General features: G+C 62.5%; 15 protein-coding genes, 1 tRNA gene and 1 pseudogene. 13 read left to right on the forward strand and 4 right to left on the reverse strand.

Annotated features, from left to right (window positions below; translation table 11 throughout):
• Positions 1-652: integrase core domain-containing protein (locus LB577_RS21390; protein ID WP_224688220.1), on the forward strand; the 652-nt coding region annotated here is incomplete at its 5' end.
• A 38-nt stretch (positions 653-690) separates the two neighbouring features.
• Here LB577_RS21390 and LB577_RS21395 read toward each other — a convergent pair.
• A tRNA-Ser gene (locus tag LB577_RS21395) sits at positions 691-781 on the reverse strand.
• A gap of 256 nt (positions 782-1,037) precedes the next feature.
• Between LB577_RS21395 and LB577_RS21400 the strand changes: the two are divergent.
• Positions 1,038-1,247: pseudogene (locus tag LB577_RS21400) on the forward strand (porin); the annotation flags it as partial.
• Positions 1,248-1,577: 330 nt separating this feature from the next.
• The gene (locus LB577_RS21405; protein WP_224688274.1) at positions 1,578-2,690 is read left to right on the forward strand and encodes a pyridoxal phosphate-dependent aminotransferase; all 1,113 of its coding nucleotides are present in this window, start codon (positions 1,578-1,580) and stop codon (positions 2,688-2,690) included.
• A gap of 4 nt (positions 2,691-2,694) precedes the next feature.
• On the opposite strand, the gene LB577_RS21410 is transcribed toward LB577_RS21405, so the two are convergent.
• A complete protein-coding gene (locus LB577_RS21410; RefSeq protein ID WP_224688221.1) occupies positions 2,695-3,177 on the reverse strand; it encodes a MarR family winged helix-turn-helix transcriptional regulator in 483 nt (160 codons plus the stop codon).
• A 249-nt stretch (positions 3,178-3,426) separates the two neighbouring features.
• On the opposite strand from LB577_RS21410, the gene LB577_RS21415 reads away from it, so the two are divergent.
• The 6 genes from LB577_RS21415 to LB577_RS21440 all read left to right on the forward strand — a co-directional run bounded on the left by LB577_RS21415 (position 3,427) and on the right by LB577_RS21440 (position 9,708).
• Positions 3,427-3,711: an acylphosphatase gene (locus LB577_RS21415; RefSeq protein ID WP_224688222.1), complete on the forward strand. Its 285-nt coding sequence runs from the start codon at positions 3,427-3,429 to the stop codon at positions 3,709-3,711.
• A 79-nt stretch (positions 3,712-3,790) separates the two neighbouring features.
• Entirely contained in the window at positions 3,791-4,432 is a 642-nt protein-coding gene (locus tag LB577_RS21420; RefSeq protein ID WP_224688223.1) for a TetR/AcrR family transcriptional regulator, read from the forward strand.
• Positions 4,401-5,564 carry an isovaleryl-CoA dehydrogenase gene (locus LB577_RS21425; RefSeq protein WP_224688224.1) on the forward strand — a complete coding sequence of 388 codons (1,164 nt, stop codon included), beginning with the start codon at positions 4,401-4,403 and terminating at the stop codon, positions 5,562-5,564. Before LB577_RS21420 ends, LB577_RS21425 begins: the two co-directional genes overlap by 32 nt.
• A 1-nt stretch (position 5,565) precedes the next feature.
• On the forward strand, positions 5,566-7,173 hold the full coding sequence (locus LB577_RS21430; RefSeq protein ID WP_224688225.1) for a carboxyl transferase domain-containing protein: 1,608 nt from the start codon (positions 5,566-5,568) through the stop codon (positions 7,171-7,173).
• Positions 7,174-7,304: 131 nt separating this feature from the next.
• Positions 7,305-7,679 (forward strand): hypothetical protein, encoded by a 375-nt coding sequence (locus LB577_RS21435; protein WP_224688226.1) that lies wholly within the window; start codon positions 7,305-7,307, stop codon positions 7,677-7,679.
• A 49-nt stretch (positions 7,680-7,728) separates the two neighbouring features.
• Positions 7,729-9,708 (forward strand): acetyl/propionyl/methylcrotonyl-CoA carboxylase subunit alpha, encoded by a 1,980-nt coding sequence (locus tag LB577_RS21440; protein WP_224688227.1) that lies wholly within the window; start codon positions 7,729-7,731, stop codon positions 9,706-9,708.
• Positions 9,709-9,962: 254 nt separating this feature from the next.
• On the opposite strand, the gene LB577_RS21445 is transcribed toward LB577_RS21440, so the two are convergent.
• Together LB577_RS21445 and LB577_RS21450 are read right to left on the reverse strand one after the other, a co-directional pair.
• A complete protein-coding gene (locus LB577_RS21445) occupies positions 9,963-11,084 on the reverse strand; it encodes a branched-chain amino acid ABC transporter substrate-binding protein (protein ID WP_023764340.1) in 1,122 nt (373 codons plus the stop codon).
• 432 nt (positions 11,085-11,516) lie between these two features.
• Positions 11,517-11,774, reverse strand: a complete 258-nt coding sequence (locus tag LB577_RS21450) for a sel1 repeat family protein (RefSeq protein ID WP_224688228.1) — start codon at positions 11,772-11,774, stop codon at positions 11,517-11,519.
• 437 nt (positions 11,775-12,211) lie between these two features.
• Between LB577_RS21450 and LB577_RS21455 the strand changes: the two genes are divergently transcribed.
• From LB577_RS21455 to LB577_RS21470, 4 genes are all read left to right on the forward strand, one after another.
• On the forward strand, positions 12,212-12,553 hold the full coding sequence (locus LB577_RS21455) for a DUF2147 domain-containing protein (RefSeq protein ID WP_023764341.1): 342 nt from the start codon (positions 12,212-12,214) through the stop codon (positions 12,551-12,553).
• A gap of 216 nt (positions 12,554-12,769) precedes the next feature.
• Complete coding sequence (locus LB577_RS21460) at positions 12,770-12,925, forward strand: hypothetical protein (RefSeq protein WP_013896407.1); 156 nt, start codon at positions 12,770-12,772, stop codon at positions 12,923-12,925.
• 35 nt (positions 12,926-12,960) lie between these two features.
• On the forward strand, positions 12,961-13,155 hold the full coding sequence (locus LB577_RS21465) for a hypothetical protein (protein WP_023764342.1): 195 nt from the start codon (positions 12,961-12,963) through the stop codon (positions 13,153-13,155).
• 117 nt (positions 13,156-13,272) lie between these two features.
• Positions 13,273-14,733 carry an AMP nucleosidase gene (locus LB577_RS21470; RefSeq protein WP_224688229.1) on the forward strand — a complete coding sequence of 487 codons (1,461 nt, stop codon included), beginning with the start codon at positions 13,273-13,275 and terminating at the stop codon, positions 14,731-14,733.
• Positions 14,734-14,767: the final 34 nt, after the last annotated feature.

A 14,767-nucleotide genomic window follows, 5' to 3' on the forward strand; every position in this document is an offset into this window, starting at 1 on the left:
GCTGTCGACCACCAAGGAAGCCTTTGCCTTCACCGTGTTCGAAAGCGTTTTCAAAGAGTTCGGCCTGCCCAGCGCGATCAGGACCGACAATGGCGTTCCCTTCGCCAGCCCCAACGCGCTGTTCAACCTCAGCAAGCTGTCGGTCTGGTGGCTGCGCCTGGGCATCGACATCGAGCGCATCAAGCCGGGCTGCCCGCAGCAGAACGGGCGCCATGAACGCATGCACCTCACCCTGAAGAGGGAAGCCACCAAACCGGCAGGCGCCAATTTCCTTCAGCAGCAGGCCAGGTTCGATGACTTCATCGACGAGTTCAACTCAGAACGCCCGCATCAGGCACTCGGCATGGACTGTCCGGCAGAGCGCTACACGCCCTCAACGCGCCCCTACACCGGCCTGCCGGACCTCGACTATCCGTTTCACGACAAGGCTGTCACCGTCACCACCTGCGGCCGCATCTGCTACAATCGCAAGAAGATCAATCTCAGTCTCGTCTTCGCCGGCCAGACCGTCGGCATCAAACAGGTCGAGGACCATATCTGGCTGGCTACCTTCATGGACTATGATTTGGGATATTTCGACGATGAGACATGCAGGCTCGAACCACTCCAAAACCCTTTCGGGCCAAAAGTGTTACCCATGTCTCCGGTATAAACCGTAACCCATGTGTCCGGAACGGACCCGAAGCAGGATGGCGGAGAGGATGGGATTCGAACCCACGAGAAGCTTTTGACCTCTACTCCCTTAGCAGGGGAGCGCCTTCGACCACTCGGCCACCTCTCCGTTGCGCCGCAGATAAAGAAAAGCGCCGCCACAATCAACAAGCCCGCATCATTATATGGAAAAATAAGATGGCGCCGGAAATCGCGGGTTTCCCCAACTGCGGCGGTTCTGCGGCAAATCCCAGGCCGGCGAGTCCAGGCTTTGCCATGATTCCGTCGGCCGATTGCCGGATTCGGCTGGAAACAAGCGGTTGCGGCGGGCCTGAAGGTTAACGAGAGCTTTCTGAGTGAGGTGACGGCTGGCAGGGGCACAACAAGGGCGTTCGCTGAACTTCGCCTGGACCCAGCTCGGTGGCCTGCGCGTCGGTAAAGACGAATCTGCTTTCGATACGTTCATCGGCTATGCCGGCAACGTCATGGAGGATACGATTGTCCCCTACGGCAATATCGACACCAACGTCGTGCAGTACTACTTCGATGCCGGCAATGGCTTCTCGGCCGTGGTCTCGCTCGAAGAAGGCTCGGGCGGGTTGTGGGCCAGGACGCGCTGACACAGGTGCCTCGGCCTCAAGCAACCGGTTTGCTTGATGAAGCTCTACCGCCTGCCGAGCAACGCGTCGTCGGCCTGTGCCCGCGATAGCTGGTTCGCCTTTGGCTGTGCGATTTTCGGGTGCGGGATTTTCGAGCCGGACGGAGCTTTCAGGTGTTTGGACCAAGCGGGCGGCAGACGATTGTTCATCTTGCCTCGCTAGCAAAGACAGTCGCAGGAATCCAGCACGACAAACCGAGGCCACCACAGCTTGCGCCAACCATGCGGTCAAGCTAGCAAGAAAGCCCCTTCCATGCGAGCTTCCGTCATGCGCCAGCGCCCTCCCCTCACACCGCTCATCGCAGCGCTTCCTTCGACTGTGCCGTTTGTCGGCCCCGAAGCGCAGGAGCGCGAGCGCGGGCGGGCTTTCCGTGCCCGCATCGGCGCCAATGAGAGCAGTTTTGGGCCGTCGCCGCGCGTCATAGCCCGCATGGCCGAGATCGCGCGCGACATGTGGATGTATTGCGACCCGGACAATTACGATCTCAAGGTTGCCGTCGCCGCGCATCACGACGTGGCGGTCGAGAATGTCGTTGTCGGCGAAGGCATAGACGGCCTGCTCAGCCTGGTGGCGCGCATGTATGTGGCGCCAGGCGATGCGGTGGTCACCTCGCTCGGCGCCTATCCGACCTTCAACTTCCATGTCGCCGGCGTTGGCGGTCGGCTGGTGACCGTTCCTTACGAGAACGACCACGAAAGCCTGGACGGCCTGCTTTCGGCGGTCGTCAAGGAAAAGGCGCCGCTGGTCTATCTGTCCAACCCGGACAATCCGATGGGCACCTGGTGGGAGGCGGGCGAAATCATCCGCTTCATCGAGGCGTTGCCTGAAACCACCATGCTGGTGCTCGACGAGGCCTATGGCGAATTGGGGCCGGCCTCGGCCCTGCCGCCGATCGATACTTCCCGGCCGAACGTCATCCGCATGCGCACCTTTTCAAAGGCTTACGGGCTCGCCGGGATACGTTGCGGCTATGCGGTGGCGGAGACGCAAGTGATCCGCGACTTCGAAAAGATCCGCAACCATTACGGTGTCAGCCGCATGGCGCAGATCGCCGGTGTCGAGGCGCTTGCCGACCAGGCCTATCTCGAGACAGTGGTGGCGCGGGTGGCTGCCGGGCGCCGGCGCATCACGGCGATCGCCGAACAGAACGGGCTGAAGCCGTTGGCCTCGGCGACCAATTTCGTCACCATCGATTGTGGCCATGACGGCAATTTCGCGCTGAAAGTGCTGCAAGGATTGTTGTCGCGCGACGTGTTCATCCGCAAGCCGATGGCGCCACGGCTGGACCGCTGCATCCGCGTCAGCGTCGGGCTCGACCACGAGCTCGACATTTTCGCCGAGGAGCTGCCCGGCGCATTGGCCGCGGCACGGGGCAACTAGAGCGCTAGGATGCCGGCGCCCCGCCAAGCAGGTGGCTGACGCGCATCAGCATATCCGACAATTCGGCGGCTTCCTTATCGCCAAGCCTCTCGGTCAAGCGGGCGAGATCGCGATCCGCGGCCGCCTGAAGTCCGGCCAGCGCGGCCATGCCCCGTGCCGTGAGCGAGAGAAGACGCGGTACGGGGTCCGTGCGCATTTCGATCAGGCCGGCAGCGGAGAATTTTCGAAGGATTCTCGTGACGTAGGCAGGATCCAAATGGAGTTCCCGGGCGATTTCGGATGCTGCTGGTCCGATATCGAGTCGAAGCGCCCGCGCAAGAAAGCCTGCCTTGCCGCCAGGATTTCCGACGATGTGGCCCGGTCGCTGAGCGAGTTCAAACAGGATGCGCGCCTCGGTCAGCGTATAGGCGCTTTGCGTCAGGGTTTCGTCGAGCAGCCCGATCAAGCCGGTGTAGAACCGGTTGAAGCGACGGATGTCGCCGATCAAGGTATTCCGCCCGGCTGGCATGTCGGCGCTTCCCCCTGAGATTTCCACGTCGTCCCATCATTACATGAAAGTTGACCAAGTCAACCATTCAGCGGACCAAGTCACCCATCTTCCGCCCTTCAAATGACATCAATCCCTTCGGGCCAATTGCCTTCGGCCAATCCTGCGCCAGACTCTATGTCAGGGAGCCTCTATGCAGGGAGCCTGTGCAAGGGAGCGAGCCATGGATGACCGAAACATGGATGAAACATGGATGACCGGAAAAGGGCGGTGCAGGCGCGCGTGCATGGCACAGTGCAAGGCGTCGGCTACAGGATCTGGGCGCAAGGCCAAGCGACAGCGCTTGGTCTGGCAGGCTGGGTGCGCAACGAGAGAGACGGCTCGGTAACGGCATGGCTTGCCGGTCACGATGCCGCGGTCTCAACGATGGTCGAACGACTTTGGCAAGGCCCGGCGGGTGCATCGGTTTCGCGGATCGATGTGGACGAACTCGAGACATGGACCGCGCCTGGAGACTTCAGGATCGTCGCATAGGCGGATTTGCTCCCACTTGATTTAGCCACTTGAATTAATTGAACGTTCGTTTTATTAATGCCGCTTCGATGAGGCGAGCATGGCGCGCACCACAGGATCCGATGGCGAAAAGACCGAGGCGGCCGTCCGGCAGGCAGCGGTCAGCCTGATTGCGCGCTACGGCTACGAGGCGATGTCGATGCGCCAGTTGGCGGCGGAAGTCGGCGTGCAGGCCGCCGCGCTCTACCGCTATTTCCCGACCAAGGAGGACCTGCTGTTCACGCTGATGCGCGAGCACATGGAAGGGCTTCGCGGGGCCTGGGAACAGGCTAGGCCAGTCGGCGCCGATCCAGCGAAGCAGCTTGCGGCCTATGTGCGCAACCACATCGCTTTCCATATCGAGCGACGGCACGCCACGCATGTGTCGAACATGGAATTGCGCAGCCTTTCGCCCGACAGGCTGACCCAGATCCTGCGCATGCGCACGGCCTATGAAAAGGAACTGCGCTCGATCCTGCGCGATGGCGCGGAGGCAGGCGCCTTCAGCATCGATGACACCGGACTGACGGCGATGGCGCTGATCCAGATGATGACCGGCGTCATCGTCTGGTTTCGCCCGGGCGAGCGGCTGTCGATCGCTGAAGTGACTGCGACATATCTTTCGATGACAATGCGGCTGGTTGGCGCGACAACTACCGGGGAGGAACGGCATGTACACGAACACGCTCAGCTTCGGGCATGACGAAGACATCGAGGCGTTGCGCGACATGGTGCGGCGCTTCGCCCAGGACAAGATCGCGCCGATCGCCGGCGACATCGATCGCCAGAACGAATTTCCGGCGCATCTGTGGCGCGAGTTCGGCGCGCTCGGCCTGCTCGGCATAACGGCCGATCCGGATTTCGGCGGCAGCGGCATGGGTTATCTGGCCCACGTCATCGCGGTGGAGGAGATTTCGCGCGCCTCGGCTTCCGTCGGCCTCTCCTACGGCGCTCATTCCAATCTTTGCGTCAACCAGATCAACCGCTGGGCAACGCCGGCGCAGAAGGAAAGATTCCTGCCGCCGCTGTGCTCGGGCGAGCGTGTCGGCGCACTCGCCATGTCGGAATCCGGCGCAGGCTCCGACGTCGTCTCGCTCAAGCTGCGCGCCGAAAAGCGCAACGACCGCTATGTGCTCAACGGCACCAAGATGTGGATCACCAACGGGCCGGATGCCGAAACGCTGGTCGTCTATGCCAAGACCGATCCGGAGCGGAAATCGCGCGGCATCACCGCTTTCATCGTCGAGAAGGCGATGGCCGGGTTCTCCGTGGCGCAAAAGCTCGACAAGCTCGGCATGCGCGGTTCCAATACCGGCGAGCTGGTGTTCGAGAATGTCGAAGTGCCCTTCGACAATGTGCTGCATGAGGAAGGGCGCGGCGTCGAGGTGCTGATGTCGGGCCTCGACTATGAGCGCACCGTGCTTGCCGGCGGTCCGATCGGCCTGATGGCGGCATGCCTCGACGTGGCGATCCCCTACGTGCACGAGCGCAAGCAGTTCGGCCAGGCGATCGGCGAGTTCCAGCTGGTGCAAGGCAAGCTGGCCGACATGTACACGACGATGAATGCCGCGCGCGCCTACGTCTATGCCGTCGCCGCCGCTTGCGATCGCGGCCAGACGACGCGCAAGGATGCCGCCGGCTGCGTGCTGTTCGCCGCCGAGAAGGCGACGCTGATGGCGCTCGACGCCATCCAGCTGCTTGGCGGCAACGGCTATATCAACGACTATCCGACTGGGCGTCTGCTGCGCGATGCCAAGCTCTACGAGATCGGCGCCGGCACCAGCGAAATCCGCCGCTGGCTGATCGGCCGCGAGATCATGGCCGAGGGGGTGTAGGATGGCCGTTCTCCAAACGCAGATCTCCCCCTCCTCCGAGATCTTCCGTGCCAATGCCGAGCGCATGCGGGCGCTGGTCGCCGACATCGCGGAGAAGGCGGCAAGCGTCGAGCGCGGTGGCTCCGAGGAGGCGCGTGAACGCCACGTCTCCCGTGGCAAGCTGTTGCCGCGCGAGCGCCTCGCGCAATTGCTGGATTTCGGCTCGCCCTTCCTCGAGATCGGCCAATTCGCGGCGTGGTCGATGTATGGCGAGGAGATTTCGGCGGCCGGCTTGATCGCCGGTGTCGGCCGCGTCGAAGGCACCGAGGTCATGGTCGTCGTCAACGATGCCACGGTGAAGGGCGGCACCTACTATCCGCTGACGGTGAAGAAGCATCTGCGCGCGCAGGAGATCGCGCTGCAGAACAATCTGCCTTGCGTCTACCTCGTCGACAGCGGCGGCGCCAACCTGCCCAACCAGGACGAGGTGTTTCCCGACCGTGAGCACTTCGGCCGCATCTTCTACAACCAGGCCAACATGTCGGCGGCCGGCATTCCGCAGATCGCCTGCGTGATGGGTTCCTGCACGGCTGGCGGCGCCTATGTGCCGGCGATGTCGGACGAGACGATCATGGTGCGCAACCAGGCGACCATCTTCCTCGGCGGCCCGCCGCTGGTGAAGGCGGCCACCGGCGAGGACGTCAGCGCCGAGGATCTGGGCGGCGCGGACGTGCACACGCGGCTTTCCGGCGTCGCCGACCATTATGCGATGGACGACGAGCACGCCTTGGCCATTTGCCGGCGCATCGTCAAGAACCTGAATCGAAACAAGACCGTAAGCCTGACCTCTAGGAAAGCTCATCCGCCGCTTCATCCTGCGGATGAACTCTACGGCATCGTGCCGACCGATCTGCGCCAGCCCTACGATGTGCGCGAGGTGATCGCGCGCATCGTCGACGGCTCCGAATTCGACGAGTTCAAGCAAAATTACGGCACCACGCTTGTCACCGGTTTCGCCCATCTCCACGGCATGCCGGTCGGCATCATCGCCAACAATGGCGTGCTGTTTTCCGAAAGCGCGCTGAAGGGCGCGCACTTCATCGAGTTGTGCTGCCAGCGCGGGATACCGCTGGTTTTCCTGCAGAACATCACCGGCTTCATGGTCGGGCGAAAATACGAGGCGGGCGGCATCGCCAAGGACGGCGCCAAGCTGGTGATGGCGGTGGCCACCGCCAAGGTGCCGAAGGTGACCATGATCATCGGCGGCTCGTTCGGCGCCGGCAATTACGGCATGTGCGGTCGAGCCTATTCGCCACGCTTCCTGTGGATGTGGCCGAATGCCCGCATCTCGGTGATGGGCGGCGAACAGGCGGCAACGGTGCTCGCCATGGTCAAGCGCGAAGGCATCGAGCGCAAGGGCGGCGAGTGGAGCGCGGAAGAAGAGGCGAAGTTCAAGAAGCCGATCCTGATGAAATACGAGCATGAGGGGCACCCGCTCTACTCGTCCGCGCGGCTCTGGGATGACGGCATCATCGACCCGGCAAAGACGCGCGAGGTGCTGGCGCTCAGCCTGTCGGCAGCACTCAATGCGGAGATCGAGGAAACCCGCTTCGGCGTGTTCAGGATGTGAGATGAACGACATCGGTGTGGCCATCCATCCCATCACGAAATCGCGAGCCCTCGCCGCAGAGCTAGTGGTGGCAGGAAATATTCGCTACTGCTTGTGCTTGCGCTGCACTACGCAATGGGGATGGGCTAAAAATGAAACCGAAACACCTACAGAATGCATCCGCCTCAATACTTTCAGTAATTCTTCTGCTCGCGGCATCCAGCGCGAGTATCGCCGTGTCGCTTTCGGGAAGCGAAGGAGACAAGCGTTTTCCGCCAACTCTTCCCTACACGCAGAAGGCACCATGCACCAAGGCCTACAAGGCCTATATTGCGGCGGGTGGCCATTCGGCCTACGCCACGACGCCTTATACACGGGTGAGATCGCTGTATATCATCTGCGGCGCAAAGCTGAACGCTCCCTCTCAGAAGGTGGCCGAAGATCTGGCGATGAAATCCTGCGAGGGTACGGTCGCCCGCCACAGGGTGACGACGGGCGGCGCCTGCGAGATCGCTGCTTCGAAATAGCCGGGCATCTGCCGAACCAGCGCCGCCCGAGGCAAAACCGGGAGGCTCCATGTTCGCCAAGATCCTGATCGCCAATCGGGGCGAGATCGCCTGCCGCGTCATCCGCACGGCGCGCAAGCTGGGCGTGCACACCGTTGCCATCTATTCGGATGCCGACGCGAAATCGCTGCATGTCGAAATGGCCGACGAGGCGGTGCATATCGGCTCCTCGCCGGTCGGCGAGAGCTATCTGCGCGGCGACCGGATCGTCGCGGCGGCCCTGGCCACGGGGGCGCAGGCCATCCATCCCGGCTATGGTTTCCTGTCGGAAAACCCTGATTTCGTCGATCAAGTGGTGGCGGCAGGGCTTATCTTCATCGGCCCGTCGGCCGCCTCGATCCGTGCCATGGGGCTGAAGGACGCCGCCAAGCGGCTGATGGAAAAGGCCGGCGTTCCTGTCGTTCCGGGCTATCATGGCGAGGCACAGGAGATCGTGCTGCTCGCCTCCAAGGCACGCGAAATCGGCTATCCCGTGCTGATCAAGGCGCGGGCCGGCGGTGGCGGCAAGGGCATGCGCCGGGTCGAACATCCCGACGATTTCTCCGAGGCTCTATCCAGCGCCCGGCGCGAGGCAAAGGCCGCTTTCGGCGACGACCGCGTGCTGGTCGAGAAATATGTCGACAAGCCACGGCACATCGAAGTGCAGGTGTTCGGCGACAATTTTGGCAACGCCGTTCATCTTTACGAACGCGACTGCTCGGCGCAGCGCCGCCACCAGAAGGTGATCGAGGAAGCGCCCGCCCCCGGCATGACGCCGGCATTGCGCAAGGCCATGACCGACGCCGCTGTAAAAGCGGCCAAGGCGATCAGCTACTCCGGCGCCGGCACCATCGAATTCATCGTCGACGCCTCGCAGGGCCTGCAAGCCGACCGCTTCTGGTTCATGGAAATGAACACGCGCCTGCAGGTCGAGCATCCGGTCACCGAGATGGTCACCGGCACCGATCTGGTCGAGTGGCAGCTGCGCGTTGCCTGCGGCGAAAAGCTGCCGAAGACGCAGAGCGAGATCGCGCTTGCCGGCCATGCTTTCGAAGCGCGCATCTATGCGGAGGATGCGGCCAAGGGATTCCTGCCGGCAACCGGCACGCTGCATCATCTGAATTTTCCCGAAGCAGCCGCCGAAGGGGCCACGATGCGCATCGAGACCGGCGTGCGGGCCGGCGATGCCATCTCGCCCTATTACGATCCGATGATCGCCAAGCTTGTCATCGGTGCGAAGGACAGGCAGGCGGCGCTGGAGGCGCTCCGTACGGCGTTGTCGCAAACCGAAATTGCCGGTTCCACCGTCAACACCGCCTTTCTTGCAGCTCTGGCGGCCGATCCGGATTTTTGCGCCGGAGACGTCGACACCGGCTTGATCGGCAGACACCAGGCGGCGCTGACCGAGGTCGCGCCGCCAAGCAGCGAGATCATCTCGGCAGCCGCCCTCGCCGCCTCCGGCGCGGAAGCATCGCCGCGTTCGGACGACCCATGGTCGTCGCTTGCCGGCTATGCGCATTTCCACAGCGTGGCGCGGCGTACGCGGCTGAAGTTCGGCGAGGACGACATTGTGGCAAAGGTTTCGGTGCGGCCGGACGGGCGCTTCCAAGTCGCGCTCGATGCACCCTATGACAGCACCAATGTGCATGATTTCCGCGCCGTTCCCCGCCTCGCCCGCTGGCCCGGCCACGTCACCGTGTTCGAAGGCGCGGTCGGCTATACGTTCGCGGTGCCGGACCCGCTAGCAAGGGCAGATGAGGCGGCTGCCGCCTCCGGCAGCCTGCGCGCGCCGATGCCGGGGCTGGTCAAGCTTGTGCGCGTGGCGAAGGGCGATGCGGTGATCAAGGGCCAGCCGCTGCTGATCCTCGAAGCGATGAAGATGGAGCACACCATCGCCGCGCCGCATGACGGGCTGATCGCCGAGATCGCCACCGAAGGATCGCAGGTCACCGACGGTACCGTGCTGGTGCGGTTCGCCGAAGACAGCCATGGCTGGGCTGGTTCTGGTTGACTAAAAATAGCTATGTCGGCGGGCCAGCGCCCCCCTCTGTCCTGCCGGACATCTCCCCCACTTGGGGGGAGATCGAATGTCGCGTCGGCTTTCGCTAGCCGCCAACGCTGCAGGAAGAGCGCCGCCACCGAAGCTGCCAATCTCCCCCCTCGTGGGGGAGATGTCCGGCAGGACAGAGGGGGGCGCCGTAGAGTGCCGACCAAACGAAAATGGCCGGGCAAGCCCAGCCATTTCCAACAGCGAAATGATAGCGATTATTGCGCGATTGGCGCGTACTTGCCGTCGTGCCACTGGTTGATGTCGTAGCTGGCATTCTTGAGGTCGCCCTTCTCGTCGAAGGTGACATCGCCGACAACGGTGCTGATCGGCGTGCCGTTCTTCAGGGCTTCGGCAACCTTGGCCGGATCGTCGCTGCCGGCGCGCTTGATGCCTTCGGCGAACGCCTGGACCACGGCGTATGAGAACAGCGTGAAGCCCTCGGGCACGAAGCCGCCGGCCTTGATCTTCTCGACGGCCGCCTTGGCTTCCGGCTTTGCCTGAGGATCCGACGGGAACACGAACATGGTGCCCTCGCCCGCCGGGCCGGCAACCTGCCAGAATTCCGGCGAGGCAATGGAGTCCGGCATGATCAGCTGGAACTTCAGGTTCTGTTCGGCCGACTGACGCAGGATCAGGCCGGCTTCAGGATGATAGCCGCCGAAATAGACGACGTCGGCCTTCAGATCCTTGAGCTTGGTGACAAGGGCCGAATAATCCTTCTCGCCGGGATTGATGGCGTCATAGTAGACTTCCTTCAGGCCACCGGTGTTCATGGTTGCCCTGACCGCGTCGGCCACGCCCTGGCCGTAGGCACTCTTGTCGTGCAGGATGACGACGTTCTTTCCGGCGAACTTCTTGGCGATCCACGGCCCGATGAAGGCGCCCTGCGCGTCGTCACGCGTATAGAGACGCATGATCGTCGGCCAGCCGGCCTTGGCCGCGGCGTCGGTCAGTACCGGGTTCGAGGACGCCGGGCTCATCATCAGCGCGCCGGCTTCGGCATAGACGGCCGAGGCCGGAATGCTCGAGCCCGAACAGGCATGGCCATCGATGAACTTGACGCCATTGGCCACGATGCGGTTGGCGACCGACACGGCCTGCTTGGGATCGCATTGGTCGTCCTCGATGTCGAGCTTGATCATCGAGCCGTTGACACCGCCCGCGGCGTTGATGGCATCGGCGGCCGCCTGTGCGCCCTGCTTGAACTGATCGCCTATGGTGGCGAGCTGACCGGTCATCGGGCCGACCACCGAAACGGTGATGTCGTCGGCGAACGCGACCGGTGCGCTCATCATCAGGCCGAAAATGGCCGCGCTCAAAATACTCATTTTTTTCATGGTGATAGAACTCCTCCACTCACGCACGGCCGCCCGGCCGCGCTTCTTCCAGAGAGGCCGGACAATTTCATCCTTCATTGGGCCTGTCTAGGCGCATTGGCGCCGCTCGATTGGGCCTGGGGCCCCTCATCCACGCAAAAAGCCACGCCAGCCTTGTTTCGGCTGGTCGTGGCTTTTCGCTCGTCGAGCTGTTCCGCAAGTGCCCCCGCACCCCGAGCCCAACGCGCCTTCCCTGTCTTTCCAAGCCATGATCTTGGTCCGAAAACCGGATTCCTTATTTCGGGATCATGGTCGTTCGCACGGCTTGGACCTGCCCGGCCTGCCGCATTCTTGTGGTTGATGGCCTGTTGCCTGGCTGTCTGCGCAGCCTTGTCCCTGTTTGTGGCCCGACCGTCTTCGCGGTCTTGGCCGGGGCGTCCCGTCTGGTGGAACTCAGTGCATGGTCATCCATTCGCGAGCTTCGCGCAGCGCCTTGGCGATCTCGACCTTCGACATCGCCGCCGACAGTTCCGAGCGCAATTCCGCGGCGCGGGCCGAGCCCTTGATGGCGGCGATGTTGAACCATTTGTGGGCGGCGACGACGTCGGTCTCGCAATCGCGACCGGTCGCATACATCATGCCCAGTTCGAAAAGAATGTCGGCCTGGGCAGTTGCGCCGAAACCTGCTTCAAGCATTTCAAAACGTGCCATTTTAGTCCCCTGTCTGGCTCCTGAGAGCTGCCTCCGTTTGTCTCGTCCGGGCCGCTCTTTCGATGCTTTCGAGAATGCCGCGCAGGCTTGAATCCGTCGTTAAATGGCGTGCTTAATTTGAGGAAAACAAAGCTAAAACAAGAGGTAAACACGAAAATTCGTTAAGGATACGAAGCCAGCAATTCGGCTGGTTTTCGCAAATTTGACGAAAATTTTGAGAGTGGGAATCAACACTCCGCTAACCACGGCGGACAAAGCCAATTCCGTGATCGTTTCATTTCCTCACCGAGGAAGCACATTCAGACGCCTTTAAAATCCGAAACGCTTCCGCAACGGCACCGCTTTTGTTTTGATGGGAGCTGGATTAGCTTACGTTTGCGTAAGCGGCAGACCGGCGAGGCGGAGCATCCGGCCGGCTATCCTAAGGGAGGAAGAACATGTTTCGAAAAGTGAGCCTGGCCCTTGCAGCCACATTGATCATGGCGGGCGCGGCGTGGGCCGATCCGATCGAGGGCAACTGGAAGACGCAGGCCGGCGACACCGCGGCCATTGGAGGCGGCGGCTCGTTCTCCATCACGCTCAAATCCGGCAAATACGCCGGCAAGACCATTGGCTCCCTCAAGGCGGCCGGCGACAACAAGTACACCGGCAACATCACCGATCCGGCGAACGACAAGACCTATTCTGGCAAGGCGACATTGTCGGGCACCTCGCTCAAGATGAGCGGCTGCGTGCTCGGCGGACTGATCTGCAAGAGCCAGACCTGGCATAAGCTCTGATCGGCTGCAGCCTTGCGACATGACCACGGGGCTTTGACGGGCCCCGTTTTCGTTTCATCGAGACGCCGGGCTTCGGCGCTCGATGCCTTGCCGCTGTTGGCCGTCCTCAGCCCAGTCAGATCCCGTCAATCAATTTGAACCGCAGATGAACGCCGGTCTCAGAGCCGGTTCACAGGCGTCAGGGCATTCTCCGGCGTGTTGAAGGAGACACCACCGATGCTTGCTCGCCGCTTCACCATCGTCTGCCTGCTGATGAGCCTGTTTGGAATGTTCTTCGCCATTCTCGTCGCCGAAGCAGGCCGTCCGGCCCGCTCCTGGGACGAAGCCACCAGACTTTGCGGTCTCGCCTGCCCGACCAACCTTCGCCACTGAAACCAGAAAACCTCGAAAAGAAAAGCACAGACATCATGAACCGCATCGCCGCCAACGCCCTCAAAACCCTCCGGCTTCTGCCGCGGGCGGCGCTTATCCTGGTGCTCCTGGCCGCCCCGGTCCTGGCCGTGCCGATGATGCGCGCCGATGCCGGCTCGACCATCGAGGCTCCGGCGCTGAGAAAGTCAGGTGTCGGCTTCGTGCTGCTGGTCAGCCTGCAGCGTGGGTGAAGAAAAAACGGCGCTTTGGGCGCCTTCGACAGCGACACCCCTCCCAACCGCCTATCCAAGTCTCTATATTGAGCTATGGAAAAGCGAATCTACCCCCAGGCCATAGAATCAGTCGTCATGCCGGAGCCTTTTGGCCGGCAAAGCTTTGACCGGGCCGAGAAGGCCGTCGCGACGCTGCAGGCGCTTTACGACCGCAACACCAAGTTCCTGCGCGACTCCTTCACGGCTCTGGCCGCCGGCGCCGACGGCAGCAAGCGCTACCGGGCCTTCTATCCCGAGATCGGCGTGACCACGAATTCGTTTACCCAGGTCGATTCGCGGCAGGCCTACGGCCATATGCCGACACCTGGCCATTTCGCCACGACGATTACCCAGCCGCAACTGTTCGAGAATTACCTCATCGAGCAGCTTCGCCTGATCATGCGTAACCATGGCGTGTCGGTGACGGTCTCGGAATCGACCACGCCGATCCCGCTGCATTTCGCCTTCCTGGAGGGCACCTATGTCGACGGCGCCGCCGCCGAACGCATCAAGCGGCCGATCCGCGACCTGTTCGACGTTCCGGACCTGGACGGTACCGACGACCAGATCGCCAACGGCACGTTCGAGGTCGCCTTCGGCGAACCGCGGCCGCTGGCACCGTTCACGGCGCAACGCATCGACTATTCGCTGCACCGTATGACCCATTATACGGCCACCAGCCCGCAGCATTTCCAGAACTTCGTGCTGTTCACCAACTACCAGTTCTACATCGACGAGTTCGTCGCCCGTGCGCGTGGCCTAATGGAGAATGGCGGTGGTGGTTATGTGGAATTCGTCGAGCCGGGCAATGTCGTGACCCGCGCCGGCGCCAGTACGGCAAGCGAGGGCACCCCGCCCGCCCGCCTGCCGCAAATGCCGGCCTACCACCTGAAGAAACCGAACCATGGCGGCATCACCATGGTCAATATCGGGGTTGGGCCTTCCAACGCCAAGACGATCACCGACCATATCGCGGTGCTGAGGCCGCATGCCTGGGTGATGCTTGGCCACTGCGCCGGTCTGCGCAACACGCAGGCGCTGGGCGACTATGTACTGGCGCACGCCTATGTGCGCGAGGACCACGTCCTCGACGACGATCTTCCGGTCTGGGTGCCGATCCCGCCGCTGGCCGAGATCCAGGTCGCACTGCAGGAAGCGGTTGCCGAAGTCACGGGCCTGTCGGGCTACGATCTGAAGCGCATTATGCGCACCGGCACGGTCGCCACCATCGACAACCGCAACTGGGAACTGCGCGACCAGCGCGGACCGGTGCAGCGCCTGTCGCAATCGCGCGCCATCGCGCTCGACATGGAATCGGCGACGATCGCGGCCAATGGTTTCCGCTTCCGCGTGCCGTACGGCACGCTGCTATGCGTTTCCGACAAGCCGCTGCACGGCGAGTTGAAGCTGCCCGGCATGGCGACCGAGTTCTACAAGCGCCAGGTGGCGCAGCACCTGACCATCGGCATCAGGGCAATGGAAAAGCTGGCGGAAATGCCGATGGAGCGGCTGCATTCGCGCAAGCTCAGAAGTTTTTCGGAGACCGCGTTCCAGTAGGCGGTCTCGAAGTCCCGGCGAGGCAATTCGTCGT

The sequence above is a fragment of the Mesorhizobium sp. B283B1A genome (assembly GCF_020165735.1).
GTDB classification, from domain to species: Bacteria; Pseudomonadota; Alphaproteobacteria; order Rhizobiales; family Rhizobiaceae; genus Mesorhizobium; species Mesorhizobium opportunistum.